The 20939-nt window shown below is 62.4% G+C and carries 10 protein-coding genes and 1 riboswitch; of the genes, 7 read left to right on the top strand and 3 right to left on the bottom strand.

Features of this window, described 5'->3' with window-relative positions:
- Positions 1 to 102: 102 nt before the first annotated feature.
- Positions 103 to 1041 carry a GGDEF domain-containing protein gene (locus tag ISS99_RS19330; protein ID WP_204633241.1) on the bottom strand — a complete coding sequence of 313 codons (939 nt, stop codon included), beginning with the start codon at positions 1039 to 1041 and terminating at the stop codon, positions 103 to 105.
- A gap of 379 nt (positions 1042 to 1420) precedes the next feature.
- Here ISS99_RS19330 and ISS99_RS23695 point away from each other — a divergent pair, with 379 nt between their 5' ends.
- The 3 genes from ISS99_RS23695 to ISS99_RS19315 all read left to right on the top strand — a co-directional run bounded on the left by ISS99_RS23695 (position 1421) and on the right by ISS99_RS19315 (position 6611).
- Positions 1421 to 2935 carry a GGDEF domain-containing protein gene (locus ISS99_RS23695; protein WP_204633240.1) on the top strand — a complete coding sequence of 505 codons (1515 nt, stop codon included), beginning with the start codon at positions 1421 to 1423 and terminating at the stop codon, positions 2933 to 2935.
- A 158-nt stretch (positions 2936 to 3093) separates the two neighbouring features.
- Positions 3094 to 3831, top strand: coding sequence for a hypothetical protein (locus ISS99_RS19320; protein ID WP_204633239.1), 738 nt, complete (start codon positions 3094 to 3096; stop codon positions 3829 to 3831).
- A gap of 131 nt (positions 3832 to 3962) precedes the next feature.
- Positions 3963 to 6611, top strand: coding sequence for a M1 family metallopeptidase (locus ISS99_RS19315; RefSeq protein ID WP_204633238.1), 2649 nt, complete (start codon positions 3963 to 3965; stop codon positions 6609 to 6611).
- Between the two features lie 160 nt (positions 6612 to 6771).
- On the opposite strand, the gene gcvP is transcribed toward ISS99_RS19315, so the two are convergent.
- The gene (gene gcvP / locus ISS99_RS19310) at positions 6772 to 9642 is read right to left on the bottom strand and encodes an aminomethyl-transferring glycine dehydrogenase (RefSeq protein WP_204633237.1); all 2871 of its coding nucleotides are present in this window, start codon (positions 9640 to 9642) and stop codon (positions 6772 to 6774) included.
- A gap of 38 nt (positions 9643 to 9680) precedes the next feature.
- Positions 9681 to 9781: riboswitch (glycine riboswitch) on the bottom strand.
- 206 nt (positions 9782 to 9987) lie between these two features.
- On the opposite strand from gcvP, the gene ISS99_RS19305 reads away from it, so the two are divergent.
- The gene (locus tag ISS99_RS19305; protein ID WP_204633236.1) at positions 9988 to 10407 is read left to right on the top strand and encodes a VOC family protein; all 420 of its coding nucleotides are present in this window, start codon (positions 9988 to 9990) and stop codon (positions 10405 to 10407) included.
- 549 nt (positions 10408 to 10956) lie between these two features.
- Positions 10957 to 11943 carry a hypothetical protein gene (locus ISS99_RS19300; protein ID WP_204633235.1) on the top strand — a complete coding sequence of 329 codons (987 nt, stop codon included), beginning with the start codon at positions 10957 to 10959 and terminating at the stop codon, positions 11941 to 11943.
- A gap of 38 nt (positions 11944 to 11981) precedes the next feature.
- On the opposite strand, the gene ISS99_RS19295 is transcribed toward ISS99_RS19300, so the two are convergent.
- Positions 11982 to 15095: a WD40/YVTN/BNR-like repeat-containing protein gene (locus ISS99_RS19295; protein ID WP_284343684.1), complete on the bottom strand. Its 3114-nt coding sequence runs from the start codon at positions 15093 to 15095 to the stop codon at positions 11982 to 11984.
- A 285-nt stretch (positions 15096 to 15380) separates the two neighbouring features.
- On the opposite strand from ISS99_RS19295, the gene ISS99_RS19290 reads away from it, so the two are divergent.
- Both ISS99_RS19290 and ISS99_RS19285 read left to right on the top strand, forming a co-directional pair.
- Positions 15381 to 17567 carry a TonB-dependent receptor family protein gene (locus tag ISS99_RS19290; RefSeq protein WP_204633233.1) on the top strand — a complete coding sequence of 729 codons (2187 nt, stop codon included), beginning with the start codon at positions 15381 to 15383 and terminating at the stop codon, positions 17565 to 17567.
- A 159-nt stretch (positions 17568 to 17726) separates the two neighbouring features.
- Positions 17727 to 20873 carry a hypothetical protein gene (locus tag ISS99_RS19285; RefSeq protein ID WP_204633232.1) on the top strand — a complete coding sequence of 1049 codons (3147 nt, stop codon included), beginning with the start codon at positions 17727 to 17729 and terminating at the stop codon, positions 20871 to 20873.
- The last annotated feature ends 66 nt before the right edge of the window (positions 20874 to 20939 follow it).

Genomic DNA, 20939 nt, shown 5'->3' with positions numbered 1-20939 from the left:
CTAGTGATCGTTGTAAAGAGGGCCTGCAAGCAGGCCCTCTTTTTTTTGCCTGAAATGCACGGCACGCATCTCATCGCGAGTCACACGTGAAGCGATGCGGCTTTACTCATTGACGATCGTATTCCGGCCGCGCTGTTTTGCGTGATACATCTTCCGATCCGCCATTTCGATAAATGCACGAACCTCATCGCCGCACTCCGGAGTGATCGTGCACAGTCCGATGCTCGCGGTGAGGTATTTGCTGACATCCGATCCGTCATGCGGAATGTGCTCACCGGCGATCAGTTCGCGGCAGCGAGAAGCGATCTTATAGGCGTCGCTTTCGTTGGTATTCGGCATCAGTACGATAAATTCCTCGCCGCCGAATCGCGCGACGAAATCACGCGGACGCGCAGCAGCCACGGTCAACAGCTTGGCTACGCGCTTCAAGCACTGATCGCCTTCCAGATGACCATAATGATCGTTGTACTGCTTGAAGCAATCGATATCGAGCATCAGCAATGAAACCGGTTGCTTGGTGCGGCACGCGTTGTTCCACTCGGTTTCCATCACGATATCGAAGCGGCGGCGGTTGGCGACGCCGGTCAGGCCGTCCTTGAAGGAGAGTTCTTCCAATTCGCGGCGCAGGCCGGCAAGTTGTTCTTCCGTGCGTTTGCGCTCGCTGATGTCGAACATGAAACCGATCAGCGAGTCGACCTCGCCATTTTCCTTGCGCACGACGTGCACCACGTCGCGGATCCAGGTGTAGTCGCCGTTCTTTTTCAGTGCGCGATAGTCGGCTTCGTGGTCGGCGCCGGCCTTCGATTGCGCTACGCAGAAGTTGACCGTCCAGTCGCGGTCTTCGGCGTGGATGCGGTCAGCCCAGTCCTGCACGGTTTGCCAGCTGGATTGTTCCCAGCCCAGCAATGCCTCGATCTGCGGTCCGATATAGGCGAATTGCATGGTTGCCCAATCGATTTTCCACGGGATCGCCCGGGTGGATTCGAGCAGGGTTTTATAGGTGTCGTTGTCCAGGTCCAGCTTGCTGTCGATCAGGTTCATGGTGGCCAAGTAGGGAAAAGGAACGGGTTGCGAAGGGGCGGCCGCCTCTCGCCCAGGCATGCGGGCACGAGCAAAAGCAGCCGCCAAACCCCAATTCCCAAGCAATGGTCGTGCCCGTGCAGAAAGCCGGATATTTCTGCCGTTGCGGGGATGGCAAGCCGGACACAAGGCTTGTAACGTGCTTCACGTAGAAATGACGCTGGGGAGCGATGGGGTGAAGGGGGCGGGGATGGGGCCTGGGAATGCCGGTCATCTGCCGCAGTTTGACGCTCATGGAAGGGTTTTCGGGACGCAGGGGCCGGCCTCTGGTGTGACGCATTAGGTCCACACAGGCCGCTTTGAGCCGCGTTCCGTTTTCAGGGGAGGCAGTGCTTTGCGCGTGGTGTGGCTACTCGTTCTGCTGCTGATCATCCACCCGGTACTCGCGTACTGGACCGGGCACGCGCAGGATGTCCCTCCGCAGCTGGCGATGATTGCCGTGCAGGGTACGGCCCTGTGGTGCGTGGTTGCCCAATATCGCCGTAGCCCGCCGCTGATCCGGATGCCATGGCTGTTGCTGGCGCTGGCGGCACTGATGCAGGTGCTGTGGGCAATTATCAACCTGCTCACCACGCTGCTGGGGGACAAGGGCGGCTATCTCACCGCCATCGGGATCGTATTTTCCGCCATGTACATGATCCCTTGCATGTTCATGGTGACGCGCTCGTTCGGCAGGGACGAGCCGCGGGCCATCGCCATGCTGGATCTGGTGCTCTCCTGCGTGGTCGCCGTATTGCTTTACCGGTTCATCACGACCTTGATGAGCGGGCCGCTGGCGGCCGACCCGTCCAGTGTCTATGTGGTGATCTACCACGCGGATGCGGTCGATTTCTCGTTGTCTGCCATGACAATTCTGCGCATGTTCGGTGCGCGGAGTTTTCGCTGGCGCTTCTTCTATTACGCTGCAAGCACCTATCTTCTGACCAATGCCGTGGTCGCCTATGCGTACAACCGTATCGAGCTGCAAGGCCTGCCATGGTGGGCCGGGTCGATGGTGGACATTCCTTACGTGTTGCTGGTGATGGTTATCGTGCGGCCGCCGCCGCGCTGGCTGCGGGCCTACCATCCGTCTCTGGTGGCCTCGCAAACCATCGCCTCGTTCGCGCCGATCATCCTTACCATGATGGTCGTGCTGCTCGGCATCAGCGTGTCGCGGATCAGCTTTGGCATCGGAGTATTCACCGCCTGCGCCTCGGTGCTGTTCTATGGGTTGCGCATGGCGTTGATCCAAAGCCAGCACGTGGATATGCAACGCGCGGTCGATCAGAGCGCGTGGCGCCTGGAACAACAGGTCGGGCGCGATCCGTTGACCGGCATCGCCAATCGCGCGGCAATGGATACGCGTTTGCGCGAGGCGTTGGCGGAGGGGCGGCGAACCGGCGGATTCTGCTCTTTGCTGATGATCGATATCGATTTCTTCAAGCAGTACAACGACAGCCTCGGCCACGTTGCTGGCGATGCCTGCCTGGTGAAAGTGGCATGCGCGCTCAGCAGCAGCCAGTTGCGGGCGCGTGACCTGGTGGCGCGCTTTGGCGGCGAGGAATTCGTCGTGGTGCTGGCGGATACGCCCCCCGAAACGGCTCTTGAAGTCGCGCGAAGATTGATGGCCTCCATTGAGCGCCTGCAGATCGTGCATCCACGGTGCCCACAGGGGCGGATTACCGTGAGCATCGGTATCGCGACGCAGACCACCGATATGCACGTCGACCCCTTGGTATTGCTGGAGGAAGCGGATCGGGCGCTGTATGCCGCGAAAAGCCAAGGCAGGAATTGCGTGGAGGTGGCTGGCGAGAACACGCGCGCATTGCCGTCCTCGCTGAGCGCGTTCAACGCGAACGGCGGGGCGGCGCTCTAAACCGAAACGAGTCTGCCTAATGATCGTCGGGCATAACCCCGTTGTATGCTTTTTGGCGATTAAAGAAGGGTGCCGGTGACGTCATCGGCACGACGTCTGGCACGTTTATCGTGAGACTCGTCTTCTTAGACTACTGATAAATGACAGGGAGTGTTTGCATGTCCCACCTGCTCTGGAAATCCTCGATCGCTTTGTTACTGGCGTTGCCATGGGTTGCAGCATCGCAGGCCGATACGACATCGGTGCCGGTACCTGCATCGTCCAGCAGCCAGAACGTGCCCAGCGACGCCGAACTTGCTGCGGCCAACTGCGTGATCGGCGAGGAGCGTTTCCTCCCTGGCGATTACTATTACTGTCTGGGTGGCATGACTTACGGCGAACGCCACTACGGCGACGCGCTGCGCTTTTTCACCACTGCGGCCAGTTGGGCCAGCAAGCCCGCGCAATACGTATTGGGGGTGATGGCCTTGAATGGCGATCATCAGCCGAAGAATCGGGCACTGGCGCTGGCTTGGCTGGCCCTGGCTGCGGAGCGTCCGGAGTCGCGCTTCAAGTCCGCTTACGAGCAAGTCTACAAAGCGTCCACGCCTGCTCAGCGCGGTGCCGCCGATGAGCTGCTGGCGAAAATGCGTCCTGTCTATGCCGACGCCACTGCGGCCGTGCGCGCCCAGCAGCGTTATACGGACGGCATGAAATTCCTGGCGGCGATGAAAAAAGGCAGCAATCGCTATTGCATGGAAGGGATGTCCACCATCGATCATCCCAACACGGATCCGTCGACGTGCCAGTCGGTGCAGCAAGTGGCGACCGTGGTTGATAAAAAAGCGGCAGAGGTGTTCGAAGGTTGGGGTGGGCACGTATCGGTGGGGCCGCTGCAGCAAGTGCCGTCGCCGTGACAGCAAATCCCAGCCCGCGGCGGCGGGCGCTACCATTCGATTGCCCTGCCGCGCCAGCATGACTTCTGGCGCTGTCTAAAGCTTCTCGTGAGGCAGCAGTATCCAAGGCTTGTCTTGGATAGGGGAGCGCCATGCGCCGTCTTTTGTTTTCCGCCATCGCCGTAGCCTTGGCTGGAGTCGCTTTCACCCAGCCGGTGCTGGCCCAGTCGGCGATGCCGGCCGAAGTCATCGGCACTACGCAGTTGCCGCGCAGCGTGCGGCCCTCGCACTACGATGTTTCGGTCACTCCCCACGTCGACAAGCTCAGCTTCGACGGCAAGGTCAAGGTGACACTGGATGTATTGAAGCCCACGGCCAGCATCACGCTCAACGCGATCGATCTGACGTTCTCGTCGGTCAGCCTGAGTCCGCTTTCGGGCAAGGCAAGCTTCGGTACGCCGAAGGTGTCGGTGGATGCGAATGCACAAACGGCCACGTTTACCTTTGCCAAGCCGCTGCCGGTCGGCAGTTATGAGCTGAGCATGGACTACACCGGCAAGATCGACACGCAAGCCAACGGCTTGTTCGTGATCGACTACGACACCAAGGCCGGCAAGAAGCATGCGCTCTATACGCAGTTCGAGAACTCCGATGCGCGCCGTTTCATCCCGTCCTGGGACGAGCCGGCCTACAAAGCCACCTTCACGTTGACCGTCACGGTGCCTACCGGCCAGATGGCAGTGAACAATATGCCAGTGGCGCAGAAGACCGATCTGGGCAACGGCCTGACCCGCGTGCAGTTCCAGCAGTCGCCGAAGATGTCCACCTATCTGCTGTTCTTCGGCGCCGGCGATTTCGATCGCGTCACCACCAGCTCCGACGGCACCGAAATCGGCGTGATCACGCAGAAGGGCCTGACTTCGCAGGCGGGCTTTGCGCTGGATTCGGCCAAAGCGGTCCTGCACGAATACAACGATTATTTCGGCACGCCGTATCCGCTGCCCAAACTGGACAACATTGCTTCGCCGGGCAGCAGCCAGTTCTTCAGCGCGATGGAAAACTGGGGCGCCATCTTCACGTTCGAGTACGCCATGCTGCTCGATCCCTCGATCTCCACCCAGGCCGACAAGGAACAGGTGTTCGGCGACGAAGCACACGAGATGGCGCACCAGTGGTTCGGCGACCTGGTGACCATGCGCTGGTGGGACGACTTGTGGCTCAACGAAGGCTTTGCTTCGTGGATGGCCACGCGCACCACCGAAAAGCTGCATCCGGAATGGCATGCCGAGCTCGACACAGTGGATATCCGCGAATCGGCCATGGGTCTGGACGCCGTTTCCACGTCGCACCCGATCATCCAGCACGTGGAAACAGTGGAGCAGGCCAGCCAGGCGTTCGATGCCATCACCTATTCGAAGGGCGAGTCGGTCATCCGCATGCTGGAGCAATACGTGGGTCCCGATACGTGGCGCGATGGCGTGCGCCGCTACATCAAGGATCACGCCTACGGCAACACGGTTTCCGACGATTTGTGGAAGGCGATGGAAACCGTCACCAACAAGCCGGTCACCACGGTCGCGCACGATTTCACGCTGCAACCCGGTGTGCCGCTGATTCGCGTGGCATCGGAGACCTGCAAGGACGGCAACACCACACTCCAGCTTACCCAGGGTCAATTCAGCAAAGGCGCGTCCAACCGCATGATGCGTCACTGGCACGTGCCGGTGATCGCACAGACGGTGGGTGGCAAGGCGGTCAGCACGCTGGTGAACGGCGAAGCGTCGTTGGTCGTGCCCGGTTGCGGACCGGTCGTGGTCAATGCGGGACAGAGCGGCTACTACCGCACGCAATACAGTCCGCAGGCTTTTGCCGCACTCAGCAGCGATTACGCCAAGCTTGCACCGATCGACCAGCTCGGCTTGTTGGATGACACCTCGGCCCTCGGGCTGGCCGGCCTGGAACCGGCGTCGTCCATGCTGGACCTGGTCAAGGCCGCTCCCAACGATGCCAGTCCGGTGTTGTGGGAAAACATCGCCGGCGTGTTGGCCAGTCTCGATAGTTACTATCGAGATGGCGAACCGGGCCAGGCTGCGTTCCGTGCGTTTGCCATTGCCAAACTGGAGCCCGTGTTCAAGCAAGTGGGTTGGGAGACCAAGCCGGGCGAGCAGGCACCGGTGGCGATTCTCCGCAATGAGCTGATTGGAACACTCGCCGGTCTCGGCGACCAGAGCGTGATCGATGAAGCGCGTCGTCGCTACGCAGCCCAAGCCACCGATCCGTCGGCCGTGCCGGGGCCGCTGCGCAAGGTCATCACCGAAGTGGTGGCCTATCAAGCCGATGCGGCCACCTGGGACAAGCTGCATGCGCAAGCCCAGGCGGAAAAAACGCCGCTGGTGAAGGACGCGCTTTACGCGATGCTGGCCAGCACGAAGGACGAGGCACTGGCCAAGCGTGCACTGGACCTGGCCTTGACTTCGGAGCCGGGTGCCACCAACAGCGCCGACATGATTGGCGTGGTGGCGCACAAACATGCCGAACTGGCATTCGATTTTGCCGTGGCGCATCGCGCGCAGGTGGACAAGCTGCTCGATCCCGGTTCGCTGAGCAGGTTCTATCCGCGCCTGGCCTACCGCTCGCTGGATCCGGCCATGATCGGTAAGTTGCAGGCGTTCGCGCAGGCCCACATCGCAGCTACGTCGCGGCACGATGCCGATACCGTCATTGCGAACCTGCAGTACCGCATCGGCGTGCACAAAGACCGCATGCCGCAGATTGATGCATGGGTGAAGAAGAACGGGTGATGGCGTGAAGAAAAGCCTCGCCCATGCGGGGCTTTTCTTTATCGCGTCATTCGCCAGAAAGGCGAAGCGGTTCATGCCGGTCAAGCGGCCCAATGACAGTTTGGTGCACAAAAAAAGACCCCGCTTCGAGCGGGGTCTTTTTTTGCAATGGCGCTACCGCTTACACCTCTTCTTCTTCCTTGTACGCATCCACCGGAATGCACGCGCACATCACGTTCTTGTCGCCGTAGACGTTGTCCACGCGAGCTACCGGCGACCAGTATTTCTGCAGCTTCAGGCTGGGCAGCGGGAAAGCCGCCAGTTCGCGCGGATAAGCATGCGTCCACTCGGTGCCGGTCACCATGGTGGCGGTGTGCGGTGCGTTCTTGAGCGGGTTGTCTTCGCGATCCAGGCGGCCGTCTTCGATGGCGCGGATTTCGTCGCGGATCTGGATCATCGCGTCGATGAAGCGATCCAGTTCGTGCATCGATTCGCTTTCGGTCGGCTCGACCATCAAGGTACCGGGCACCGGGAAGCTCAGCGTGGGGGCGTGGAAGCCGAAGTCGATCAGGCGCTTGGCCACGTCTTCGGCGCTGATGCCGGTGCTGTCCTTGAGCGGACGCAGGTCGAGGATGCATTCGTGCGCGACCAGGCCGTTACGGCCGGTGTACAGCGTTTCGTAGTGCGGAGCGAGGCGCTTGGCGATGTAGTTGGCGTTGAGCAATGCCACCTGGGTGGCCTTGCGCAGGCCTTCCTGGCCCATCAGCGTGATGTACATCCAGCTGATCGGCAGGATGCTGGCGCTGCCGAAGCTGGCCGCGCTGACCATGCCGACCTTGCCTTCACCGCCCAGCGTGCGGGGGAGGAAGGGAGCGAGATGCGACTTCACCGCGCAAGGGCCCACGCCCGGACCGCCGCCGCCGTGCGGAATGCAGAAGGTCTTGTGCAGGTTGAGGTGAGAGACGTCCGAGCCCCACTTGCCCGGCTTGGCCACACCGACCAGCGCATTCATGTTGGCGCCGTCGGTGTACACCTGGCCGCCGTGCTGGTGCACGATCTCGCAGATGCGCACCACGTCTTCCTCGAACACGCCGTGGGTGGAGGGGTAGGTGATCATCAGCGCGGCGAGGCGATCGGAATACTTCTCGGCCTTGGCGCGGATGTCTTCGACGTCGACGTTGCCGTTGCTGTCGCACTTGGTCACGACTACGGTCATGCCGCACATCTGCGCGGAGGCCGGGTTGGTGCCGTGGGCGGATTCGGGAATCAGGCAGATGTCGCGTTGATCGTCGCCACGCGAACGGTGATATGCGCGGATGGCGAGCAGGCCGGCGTATTCACCCTGCGCACCGGAGTTCGGCTGCAGGCTGACCGCGTCGTAGCCGGTGCATTCCACCAGCATGGCTTCCAGCTCGTCGATCAGCTGCTTGTAGCCCTGGGTCTGATCGGCCGGCGCCAGCGGATGGATCTGGCCGAACTCCGGCCACGTCACCGGGATCATCTCGGCGGTGGCGTTGAGCTTCATGGTGCAGCTGCCCAGCGGGATCATGGTGCGATCCATCGCCAGGTCCTTGTCGGCCAGCGAGCGCATGTAGCGCAGCAGTTCGTGTTCGCTGTGGTGCGTGTTGAACACTGGATGCTGCAGGAACGGCGCGTTGCGCTGCAGAGCGGTGGGCAGGGCGTCCGCCGTGCTGGCGTCGACTTCGTCGATGTCGCCCAGCTCCGCGCCGAACAGCTCGGCCAGCACGGCGAGGTCGGCGCGCGTGGTGGTTTCGTCGAGGCTGATGCCGACGGCCTGGCCGTGGATCTGGCGCAGGTTGATGCCCTTGCTCACGGCCTTGGCATGGATGGCGTCGGCATCGACGTTGGTGATGTGCAGCGTGTCGAAGAAGCCGCCGCCGACCGTCAGGCCTGCGTTACGCAGCGCGGCAGCCAGGATGGCGGTGAGGCGATGCGTGCGGCGGGCGATGCGCTGCAGTCCTTCCGGACCGTGATACACGGCGTACATGCTGGCCATCACCGCCAGCAGCACCTGCGCGGTACAGATGTTCGAAGTGGCTTTTTCGCGGCGGATGTGCTGCTCGCGCGTCTGCAGGGTCAGGCGGTAGGCCGGCTTGCCTTCCGTGTCCACCGACACACCGATCAGGCGGCCCGGCATCGAGCGCTTGTAGGCGTCGCGGCAGGCGAGGTAAGCGGCATGTGGGCCGCCGAAACCGAACGGCACCCCAAAGCGCTGGCTGTTGCCGATGACGATGTCGGCGCCCCACGAACCGGGCGAAGCGATCAACGTCAGCGCAAGCAGGTCGGTTGCCACGGCGACGATGCCGCCGCGCGCGTGCACGGCTTCCGCCACGGCGGCGTAGTCGTGGATCTGGCCATAGGTGTTGGGGTACTGCAGCAGCACGCCGAAGCTGTCGACGCTGGAAACTTCCGAAGCGTCGCCAATGTGCAATTCGATGCCCACGCCGTCGGCGCGGGTGTGCAGCACTTCGAGCGTCTGCGGATGCACGTCGTTGGCGACGAAGAACACATTCGACTTCGACTTGGCCGAACGCTTGGCCAGGGTCATCGCTTCGCCGGCGGCAGTGGCTTCATCCAGCAGCGAGGCGTTGGAGATATCCATGCCGGTGAGGTCGGCCACCATGGTCTGGAAGTTGATCAGCGCTTCCATGCGGCCCTGCGAGATTTCCGCCTGGTACGGCGTGTATGCGGTGTACCAGGCCGGGTTCTCGAGGATATTGCGCAGGATGACGTTCGGCGTGAGCGTGCCGGAATAACCCTGGCCGATGAAATTGCGGAACACCTTGTTCTTGCGCGCGATAGTGCGGATCTTCGCCAGCGCTTCTTCTTCCGTCATGCTGCGCGGCAGCGCCAGCGGCTGCTGCGATTTGATCTGGCCCGGCACAATGGCATCGGTCATCGCTTCCAGCGAGCCGTGACCGATCACTTGCAGCATCTGCGCGATTTCGGCGTCGTTGGGGCCGATGTGGCGTTCGATGAAGGCGTGATGGTGCTCGAGTTCGCGCAGCGAGGGAGTGTGGTTCTGGCTCATGGCAAGGGCGTCCGAAAAACGCGTGCAGGCCGCACGCGGGGCGCCCCTCTGTCCTTTTGCCTGAGAGTTTGGAAGCGGGGAAGATCCGCTTCGTGCCCCTTCGGCGCCGGATTCAACCGGTCTCTCCAGAGTCTTGGGTAAATGGCGGTATGGGGCCTGAGCGATTACGGGCGTTGCGCCTTCGGCAGCGGTTCTTGACCGCTTCTCCCACCATGTACGTCAAGCTGCCAATTATACCCTGTACGGGCCTTTGCGCACTGCCGATTGCGATGTGCGAGGAGTAGCCTCTGAGCCCCCAAAGCCGGCCCGCCACCTTGGCGGCAAAAGGCTCGAGAGTCCCCGCCCATGAACAAACCGCCTTTTCGCATCGAGCAGCTCGACCACATCGTGCTGCGTGTCTATGACCTGCCCACCATGCAGGCGTTCTATTGCGACGTACTGGGCTGCACCCTGGAGCGTCGGCAGGATGAGATCGGCCTGGTGCAGTTGCGCGCCGGCCAGTCCCTGATCGACCTGGTCAGCATCGACGGCAAATTGGGCCGCCACGGCGGCGCCGGCCCCGGCACGGAGGGGCATAACGTAGACCATCTGTGCCTCAGCCTGGATGGCTACGACGAGGGCACTATCGTGACGTACCTCAAGGCGCATGGGGTGCACGTTGGCGACATCGGCAGCCGCTACGGTGCCAAAGGCGAGGGGCCTTCGATTTATCTATTTGATCCACAAGGAAACATGGTGGAGCTCAAAGGGCCGCCGGCGCCTTGATGTCGTGCCTTAGGCCCGCTTTCGGGGCAAACGCTTCAAACCGCTGTTCGAAAAAAGCATGTGTCATAGGTCATGAATTTAACTTTTGTGACTGGCGGCTCGCTATAATGGGCGTTCCCCAGGGCACCTGAGTGCGGATCGCCGGGTAGGCGAACTAGACACTCAGGTGTGCGCAGCTCCACGAACGATTCCCCCTCGGCATTCGTGTTCGGTTGCGCTACGGTTTTTGCTTTCACGCGCGGAAGTCCCCGCACACCGTCCGGTGTGTGCCAGGCAGGTCCGGCCGTTCTGGTGCTGGTAGGAGTTTCGCGGATATACCGGTTTCCCCAACCGGCGTGTCCGATCACGGCGAAGGTATTCGCAACGTTGCCCACGGTGTGTCGGCGTTTCGCGCTGGCGCGCGTGGTTGCGTGCGGCCAAGACGACCGGGAAAGGTAGTTCCGCGCTGCCGAGCGCGCTCTCTGTGCCATGGAATTGAAGGCGATTCTTCAACGCATTGCGATCGGCAATGGATATTGCTGCGCAGGCTTGTAGTTTGAGGGTGTCGGTGTGAGTGAATCACAAGCTTCCGCACAGCCGTTCGATGGCGAACAGGCAACGGATTCCACTGCAGTATCGGATCGCGAAGTCGGCGCGTTGCTGAGCGACCTGCCGTCGGCGCATGGTGCATCGCCAACGCAGCCAGGCGTGGAGCCGGCCAGCCTAGGGTATCGCTTGCGCGCCTGGCGCCGGCGCCTGAACGATCCGGCCAAGCGCGCGCGGCGTGCAGCGCGCATTACCCGCCACATTCGCTTTGTCTATTTCGCCCACGTCGACGACGACAGTCTGTTTGGCGAATACCACCACGAACTGGTCACCGCCGAAGTGCTGCTGGACCGCGTGCTTGCCGCGCACGCCTCGGGCATGAAAGCCGTGCATCCGTTCCTGTCCGGCGATGCGGAAGAGCGCTTGTTTACGCGCCCTCAGCGCGGCAGCTTCCACCACGTGACGCCGGAATACATTCGCTGGTATGGCCGTGACGGCATGCGGCGCTCGTTGCCGATGGTACGGGAAGAACTCGCCATCGAACTGATGTACGAATACGCGTATTGCTATGCCGACGCACTCGACGTCGCGACGCGCAATTCCGGCGCACTTGCCCGCACCGACCAGGCTTGGCTGCTGGCGCGCGCCAAAGCTCCCATTACGTGTCGGCCCTTGCATGCCACGGAATTGCAGCAACTGGTCAAAGCGATCGAGGCGGCTCACGACGTGCCACACGGCGATGCGACCGTGAGCAAGGCCAATCGGGAAATCGCACGTCGTGCCGCGGCCATGCTTGGCGCCGTGCTGGACGAGTACGTGGAAACGCCCTTTGCGACACCAGAGCTGGCCCAGGCGTTTGCCGATTTCCACAGTGCGCATTTGCGCCGAGTGGCCACGGCCACCCGCCTCAACGGTTTGCTGCCGATGCCGGTGACTGGCGTACTGGGCTGGTTTTCCGCCAAGCGTGCACGTATCTATGCCGAGGTGCAGGCGCGCCTTGCCGCACGTTGAGCGGCCCCGCATCGCGATGATGCGGGGCCACTGCTGAGCTACAGCGTTATGGGCTTCTCGCCGCTCGACTTGAGCTTGTCGTTGAGCGCAGCCAGATCGTGCTGCTTCAATGCCGTCCACTCGCTGACTGTGGCACTGAGCGTTTGCGATAGCGTTGCGTAGGAAGCTTTTGCATCCTGGCTGGGATCGGCATCCGCACCATCCACCGCACCCATCAGCTTTTCCAGGTTTTCCGACAAGCCGCGCAGGCTGTCGGTGCGGCGCGGTTGCGCGCCGATCATGCCCGCCGATCCTGCGTGCTCGGGCATGCCGGAGAGATCGGAGGTCTTTGTCATCAGCGCCGCGATCTGGTCATGCAGGGCGCCGCTGGCACGTGCCTGGCGCTCGCCCAGCGCCTGCATCAGCTGCTTGGCTTCCGCGGCGGCCTTGGATACGTCGATCGACGCCGCTTCCACCTTGCGAGCCAGCTCGAATTCGCGCTGCATGGCGGCGACGGACACGGTGACGCGCGGATCGGGTTTGATGGTCAGCGGCTGCCGATAGCTGTGCCCATCCGCACTCAGTTCCACCATGTAGTTGCCGGGTGGTGCCCAGATGCCGCCTTCGAAGGGATTGCCGATACCTTCCGGCTTGGCGTAACGCAGGTCCCACACGAAGCGGTGCATGCCCGACGTCGTACGCAGTGCGCTGGGGATGGGGACCCACTCCGGTGCGAATTCAAGCTTGGTCGGATCCAGCATCGGCGCTTTGTCGGTGCTGCTGAAGCTGCGCACTTTGTTGTGCTGGGCATCGAACACAGTCAGCGTAACCGGCCCTTTCACGTGCTCAGGCAGGTTGTAGTCGATGATCGCGCCATCGGGCGGGTTGTCCGCCAGCGGCTCGTCCTTCGGCATGGGCGTGCCGGTGAACAGTGGCATGCGTACACGGATTGCTTCGGCGGGTTTGAACAGGACGGCGGATTGCGCGTTGGCGTTCTCCATCTGGCGCAAGGCGGTGACGTTATCCATGATCCAGAAGCCGCGACCGTGCGTGGCGATCACCAGGTCGTCCTGATGCACGTCGATATCGCGTATCGAGGTGGAAGGCAGGTTCTGCTGCAACGACTGCCAATGCCCACCGTTGTCGAACGACACGAACATGCCTTTTTCCGTGCCGGCATAGAGCAAGCCCTGGTGCGAGGGATCTTCGCGCACCACATTGACGAAGCTGTCCGCAGGAATGCCGTTGTCGATGCGGGTCCAGCTCTTGCCGCCATCGGCCGTGCGGTAGATGTAGGGCGCATCGTCGTCGAGGCGATGACGGTCGATGGCGAGATAAGCGACATCGGGGCTGAAATGCGATAGCTCGATACCGGTCACTTTCGACCAGGGCGTCAATGCCGCGGGCGTAACGTTGCTCCAGTGCGCGCCTTCGTCGCTGGTGCGCCAGACCAGGCCATCGTCGGTGCCGACCCACAACACTTTTGCATCCAGCGGAGACGGCGCGATGGTGTAAATCACGCCGCGTCGCTTGTCCGCGTGATTGTCGTCGGCGGCGGTGGGGGCGTCGAGATTGGCCGGCACGCCCGCATCTTCGCGGGTGAGGTCCGGGCTGATCGGCGCCCAGTGATCGCCGCCGTCCGCGGTACGGAACAGGCGCTGGTTGGCGAAATACAGCACTTTGGTGTTGCGCTTGGAAAACGCCAGCGGCAGCGTCCACGCCGCGCGATAGTGGGCAGCGGGATAGGCCAGGGTCGGGTCGATGTTGCGCACCTGCTCGTTGCGCATGTCGAGCTTGTCGACGCGACCGCCGTAGACGATGTCGTGATCGTCCGGATCGGGCGCGATCATGTCGCTTTCACCACCGGGCGTAAGTTCGTGGAACTGCGTCATAGTGATGCCGTCGCGGCTGCCGCCGCGGCTGGGCAGCGACACGGCGCCGGAATCCTGCTGTGCACCGTAGACCCAGTAGGGGAAGCGGTTGTCGGTGCTGACGTGATAGATCTGCGCAGTGGGCTGGTTGTACCAGCTGCTCCAGGTGGCGCCTCCGTTGAGGGTGATCAGCGTGCCCTGGTCCACGCCGAGAATCTGGCGGTTGGGGTTGGTCGGGTCGATCCACATTTCGTGGAAGTCGTCACCGGTAGGGTCGCCCTTCAGGGCGATGAACTGCTTGCCGCCATCGTCGGAGCGCAGCACGATGGTATTCATCACATACACGCGATCGGCATTCTTCGGATCGACGGTCAGGCGGTTGAAATACCACCCGCGTTGCCAGATGCGCTGATCGCCGGTGACGTGCTTCCAATGCTCGCCGTTGTCGTCGGAACGGTAGAGGCCGCCTTCGCCTTGCGATCCATCGACCAGTGCATAGAGGCGGTCGGGCTGGCTGGGTGCCGCTGCGAGGCCGATGCGGCCCGGGTGAGCCGGAAAGCCATTGCCCTGGATCTGCGTCCAATGCGTGCCGCCGTCATGAGAGACGTATAAGCCGCTGCCCGGTCCGTTGGAGGGCGGATACACGCTCCACGGTGGACGGCGCGTCTGCCACAGCGAGGCATAGATGGTGTTCGGATCGCCCGGCTTGAAAGTCATGTCGATGGCGCCGGTATCGTCGTTCTTGAACAACACCTTGTCCCAATGCTGGCCGCCGTCGGTGGAGCGAAACACGCCGCGTTCGGCGTTCGGGCCGTAGGCGTGGCCGAGCGCGGCCGCGAACACCACTTGCGGATTGCGCGGATCGACCAGGATGCGGCCGATCTGCCGGCTGTCCTCCAGGCCAATGTGGCTCCAGTGCGCGCCGCCGTCGGTGGATTTGTACATGCCATTGCCATGCGCGATATCCGAGCGCATGTCGGCTTCGCCGGAACCTACGTAGACGGTATCCGGCTGCGACGGTGCCAATGCCAGCGCGCCGATCGAGCCGACGTGCTCGCTGTCGAAAATGGGCTGCCAGGTACGCCCCGCATCGTTGGTCTTCCACACGCCGCCGTCGACGGCGCCGAAATAGAAATGCCGGTCATCGCCGGGAATGCCGCTGACCGCCAGTACGCGGCCGCCGCGGAACGGGCCGATCAGGCGCCAGTGCAGGGATTGGAACAGCGAAGGGTCGACAGTGGCATGCGCGGCAAAGGCGCTGCTGAGGCCCAGGGCGAACAAGACGAAACGGGACAGGCGCACGGGACGTAGCTCTTGGTAATGAGGGGCGTTCGTCTTCCTCCCATGCCGAGTGCGGGAGTCCGGGCAAAACCCATCCCCATTCGCCTCCGTAGTTGGCACGAGAGAGGCGCATTCCTTTGATGTCCCGCGCGTTGGGGGGAGGAAGTCGTCCGCGCAATGTAACGCAATCGGCTGGCCCGCTCGCGCCTGGCGTGCCGCATTGGCCGGGTAAACCGATGGCATATGGTCAAGCGAGTCTCGCTTGCGCGATAACATCCGATTAACTTGTCTCTGCCCGGAACCCGCATGTTGTCTTTTCGCCGTGCTTCCTTGCCGTTTGCTTTGCTGATGGCGCTGGTTTCCTGGTCCACCCATGCGCAGTCGGCCCAGGACACGCAGCCGGCCGGCGATCAGAACGCCGTCAAAGCCACCAAGCTGCCTGAGATCAACGTGCACGCCGATGACTGGCGAAAGTATCTCAAGGCCAAGTTGCAGTATCAGATGCCCGAGGTGGATGGCCCCAAGATCACCGTGACCAAGAAGACCACGGTGACTCATCTGGAAAACCAGCCCACCGTGATCGGCAACAACCTCAATCAGGCGCTGGCGCGTACGCCGGGCGTGCTGGTTTCCGAACAGCCAACGCCCACGCAGTTCAATTTCAGCTATCGCGGCATCGGCAACCCGCAGGAATCGGAATTCGTGCTGGTGATGCAAGACGGCATTCCGATGGAAGGCGACTGGATCGGCTTTCCCACGCTATATGCCTTTCCGATGACGCAGAGCCTGTCGGAAGTGCAACTGATCCGCGGCGGCTCGAGTCTGTTGTACGGCCCCGAACCCGCACCGGTGATCAACTTGGTGTCCAAGCGCCCCGCACCCGGCACGCCGCTGACGGTAAGCACCGAAAACGTGGTGGGAGAACACGGCCTGTTTTCCAGCTACAACGTGATCGAGCGCAACCAGGGCGCATGGGCGTTCCGTGCTGATGCGGGTTATGTGCACAGCGACGGCACGCGTGCCAACGACGGTTCGCAGAACCGCCAGGCCGATCTGTATCTGGCGTACAAGCCGGACGAGCATCAGCAATGGTGGATGGATTTCCACGCGATCAGCGCCGTCTCCGGCGATCCGGGCCGCCTGAGCTACACGCAATGGCAGCAGGATCCGCGTACCGTCACCACGCCGTACAATCGCGACTGGGTCAATCGCGATCAGCTGGTGCTCGGCCACACGCGCGAGTTCGGCGATCGCTGGTCGCTGGAAGCCAAGCTGTGGTTTACCTATCAGGATCTGGTCAGCCGGGCGGCGAAAGCATCGTTGCCAGGACAGCCGCTGCCATCGAGCACCACGCTGCAGGATGAAGCCTTCCGCACCTACGGTGCCGACGTGCGCCTGCGCAAGAACTGGGGGCAGGGCAATGCGTTGACCGTGGGCACCGTGTTGTTCCGCGGCAACGATCCGTTCCGTCAATGGAGCAGCCCCGACCTGATGGTGGCGCGCGACGATCACGACGGCACGCCGGTACTGAACCAGCGTCGCAGCTCGCAATACGAATCGCTGTTTGCGGAGAACGTGTTCCGCCTGCCGTATCGCATTCACATCGTGCCGTCGGTGCGCCTGGAGCACGAGCGCATTGCGGTGGACGAAACGGTGCGCCCGCCGTTCCTGACGCGGCCCTACATCCACGAAGCCGATGGTCGCCATTTGCCGCTATTCGGCTTGGGACTTGGCAACGATTTCGGCCATGGCAACGAAACCTATTTCAATGTGTCGCAGGGTTGGCGCCCGTTGCGTTATTTCGATATCGCTTCGCCTTTCAGCAACCTGGTGCCCGGACACGCGGCGCAGCTTTCCAAATCGTTGTCGTGGGAAGCCGGTGTGCATGGCGCGCCGGTCACCGGGCTGTATTACGACGTGAGCCTGTACTGGATCGATTTCAGGAACCGCCTGGAAACGCAATACATCAACGCCATCGATACGATCGAAGTCAATACGGGCGACACCCGCAGCCGCGGCCTGGAAGGCCAGCTCGACTACGATTTCTTCGCGCGCACGTCGCTGGCGAGCGAAGGCCAGCATCTGGAAAGCTTCGTCAATGTCAGCCTGCTCAACGCCACCTTCACGGGCAGCGCCATTCCGGGGCAGGTCGGCAAGACGCCGGCGTTCTCGCCTTCTTACCTGGTCAAGACCGGCGTGACCTGGCGCGACGAGCACGTGAAATTGAGTCTTACCGCGGTATCTTCGGCGGCGCAGTATTGGCAGGATTCCGATCAGGCCTACGGCAGCGGCCAGACTTACATGCCGGCGCGCATTCCCGCCTATACCGTGGTGGATGTCGCGTCGGACTGGCAGTTGAATCGCTCGCTGCGCCTGCTGGCGGGCATCAGCAATATCGGCAACCGGCATTATTTTGACCGCGTCTGGCAGAACGGCCTGGAGCCGGCGTTCGGCAGGACCTGGTACACGGGGTTCGCACTGAGCTACGACTGATTCGCGGCAATGTGTGGGGTGGAAGGCAGGGAAGCTCTCGCGTTACATCGTTTCCTTTGATTGTGGGGGTTTCACGTGTCGACACACTCTTACCTTCGGTCCCTCTCAGCGCTCGCCATTGCATGCCTGCTAAGCAGTGCGCTGCCTTCGTACGCGGCGATGCCTGCCGCGACAAACGGCGCAACGAGCAGCGCGCTCGAATGGCGCCTGGTCGGCCCCTTCCGTGGCGGCTGGGCCACCATGGCTGCTGGCGATCCCACGCGGCCGGATACGTTCTACATCGGTACCGCCGGTGGTGGCGTATGGAAAACCGACGATGCCGGGCGCACCTGGCAACCCGCTTTTGATAACGTGCCGGCGGCGCCGATCGGCGCCATCGCGGTGGCACCATCGGACCCGAACGTGATTTATGCCGGCTCGGGCCAGGTGGCGGCACGTTACGACGTGGCCGCAGGCAATGGCATGTATCGCTCTGGCGATGGCGGCAAAAGCTGGCAGCACATCGGCTTGACACAGAGCAAGCACATCGGTGCGGTGCTGGTAAACCCGCACGATGCCAACACGCTGTTGGTGGGTGTGCTGGGCCATTATTTCGGGCCGAACAAAGAGCGTGGCGTCTATCGTTCCACCGATGGCGGCAAGACCTGGACGCAAACCTTGTCGATCGATGCCGATACCGGCGTGGTGGATCTGAAAGCCGATCCGGCCGATCCCAATATCGTGTATGCGGCCGCCTGGCAGGTGCGCAATTATCCGTGGCTGTCGTATTTCCAGCCGAATGCCGGACCCGGCAGCGGCTTGTACAAATCCACCGACGGCGGCCTTACCTGGAAGCGGATCAGCGGCAACGGCTGGCCGACCGGCACGCTGGCGCGCATCGGCATTGCCACCGCAAGCGGCCATCGCATTTATGCGGTGGTGAATTCGGCCAAGCCACGTGGTGACAGCGGCTTGTACCGCTCCGACGATGGCGGTGCGAGCTGGCAGGCGGTAAGTCGCGAATCCTGGCTGCCCAACGACTATTTCAGCCGGATCACGGTCGATCCGCAGAATCGCGATCGCATCTATTCGGCGGGGCAATCGATCCGTCGCTCCGACGATGGCGGCAAGCATTGGGAAATCTTCAAGGGCGCGCCCGGCGGCGACGACTATCATTTCCTGTGGATCGACCCGCGCAACTCGCAGCGCATGATTGCGGCAAGCGACCAGGGCGCAGTCGTCACCGTCAACGGCGGCAACAGCTGGAGCAGTTGGTACAACCAGCCTACCGGGCAGTTCTACCACCTCGCCACTGACGATCGATTCCCCTACTGGATTTATTCCGGTCAGCAAGATTCCGGCACGGTAGGCATCGCCAGCCGCAGCGACTACGGCGCGATTTCCTATCGCGACTGGCGCCCGGTGGGTGGCGATGAGCGCGATTACGATGTGCCGTATCCAGGCAACGCCGATATCGTGTTCGGCTCCGGTCTCGGCGGGCGCGTGTCGCGCTGGGATCGCCTGACCGGCGTGGTGCAGAACGTGACGCCGTGGCCGGTCAACAGCTATGGCCAGCGTCCCACCGATTTCAAATACCACTACACCTGGATCACGCCGATTGCCTTTTCGGCCAAGGCCCCGTATGCCTTGTATCTGGGGGCGCAGGTGCTTTTCCGCACCACCGATCAGGGCCAGCACTGGGAAGTGATCAGCCCCGATCTCAGCGCGAAAAAGCCGGGAGCCACCGGTTGTGACGGCAACCCCGATGCACAGCAGGCGCGCGATTGCGGCTATGGCGTGATCTACAGCATTGCGCCGTCGCCTTTCAGCAATGACGAAATCTGGATTGGTACCGACGATGGTTCCGTCCAGCTCACCCGCGATGGCGGCAAGAACTGGCAGAACGTCACACCGAAGGATCTGCCCAAGTGGGGCATCGTCAGTTCGCTGGATCTTTCCGCGCTGCAGGCGGGGACAGCGTATGCCGCGGTAGACAATCATCGCCAGGACGATTTCCACCCGCACGTGTGGCGGACGCACGACTACGGAAAGACCTGGACGGATATTTCCGCGGGACTGCCGCAGGACGATTTCGTGAGCGTTGTGCGCGCCGATACGCAGCGCGAAGGCCTGCTGTTTGCCGGCACCGATCGCGGTGTGTTCGTGTCGCTCGACGACGGCGCGCACTGGCAATCGCTGCAGCGCAATCTGCCCACGGCATGGGTGCGCGACCTGCTGATCCACGGCGACGACCTGGTGGCCGGCACGCAGGGCAGGGCGATCTGGATCCTCGACGACATCACTCCGCTGCGCCAAGCCGGCGCTTATGCAGCCCGCAAGACCGCGTTGTATACCCCGGCCGACGCCATTCGCGTGCGCGCCAATGAAAATCGCGACACGCCACTGCCTCACGACGAACCGCTGGGCGAGAATCCTCCAGCCGGCGCCATCATCGACTATCAGCTGGCCAGCGCAGCCAAAGAACCGGTAACGCTGGATATCCTGGATGGCGACGGCAAGACCGTGCGTCATTTCTCCAGTGCAGACAAACAGGAACAACTGCCCGCCGAGCGCTATTTCCAGAAGGGTTGGCTCGGTTCGCCGCAGACGCTGGGTACGGCTGCAGGCATGCATCGCTTCGTGTGGAATCTGCGTTATCCACGCCCTGAAGCACTGCTCTACGGCTATAGCATCGCGGCCACCTGGGATTCGGATACGCCGCTTACGCCGGAAGGCCCGCTGGTATTGCCTGGCAAATACCAGGTGGTGTTGACCGTCGATGGCAAGTCGTATCGGGCGCCGCTGAACGTGGTGATGGATCCGCGTGTCACGGCCGATCAGCACGCGCTTGCCGATGGCTTGGCGTTCTCGCGCGAGGTAGGCGATGCGCTGCAGCGGATGTGGCAGGCGCATGGCGAAGTGGAAGGGGTGCGCGATCAGCTCGATGAAGCTGACAAGAAGCTCGGCAACGATGCATCGCGTGCGGCCCTGCGCGCCGACCTGGATGCCTTCCGCAAGAAGACCGATCCGCTGGTTTCCGGCGACGGCGAAGCGTCCACCAACCTGGAAGCGATGAACGATGCGCTCACCGCCATCGCCACCGACGTGGAAGGCGCCGACCGTGCACCTACCGATGGCCAGCGTCAGGCTTTTGCCGAATACCAGGCCAACCTCGACAAGGCGACGGCTTCCTGGCAGTCCTTGCGCGACAAGGATCTGCCGGCACTCAATCAGCGCCTGCGCGGTGCAGGCATGAAAGCGATCGCGGTACCGGCGGCCAACCAGATTCACGCCGATGCGCCGGTCGATTCCGACGATGTTCCCTGAGGTATCCATATTGCGCTGCACGACCTCGAAGGCGGTCGTGCACGCGCAACGAAAACGCTAACGAAC

This window comes from Dyella mobilis (assembly GCF_016904945.1).
GTDB classification, from domain to species: Bacteria; Pseudomonadota; Gammaproteobacteria; order Xanthomonadales; family Rhodanobacteraceae; genus Dyella_B; species Dyella_B mobilis.
This window is presented reverse-complemented; position numbering and strand designations above follow the sequence as displayed.

Bases quoted from the DNA above. Each gene is read 5' to 3' on its own strand.
- gcvP (WP_204633237.1), bottom strand. From the start codon at position 9,642: ATGAGCCAGAACCACACTCCCTCGCTGCGCGAACTCGAGCACCATCAC.
- ISS99_RS19305 (WP_204633236.1), top strand. From the start codon at position 9,988: ATGAACAAACCGCCTTTTCGCATCGAGCAGCTCGACCACATCGTGCTG.
- ISS99_RS19320 (WP_204633239.1), top strand. From the start codon at position 3,094: ATGTCCCACCTGCTCTGGAAATCCTCGATCGCTTTGTTACTGGCGTTG.
- ISS99_RS19330 (WP_204633241.1), bottom strand. From the start codon at position 1,041: ATGAACCTGATCGACAGCAAGCTGGACCTGGACAACGACACCTATAAA.
- ISS99_RS19315 (WP_204633238.1), top strand. From the start codon at position 3,963: ATGCGCCGTCTTTTGTTTTCCGCCATCGCCGTAGCCTTGGCTGGAGTC.
- ISS99_RS19290 (WP_204633233.1), top strand. From the start codon at position 15,381: ATGTTGTCTTTTCGCCGTGCTTCCTTGCCGTTTGCTTTGCTGATGGCG.
- ISS99_RS19285 (WP_204633232.1), top strand. From the start codon at position 17,727: ATGCCTGCCGCGACAAACGGCGCAACGAGCAGCGCGCTCGAATGGCGC.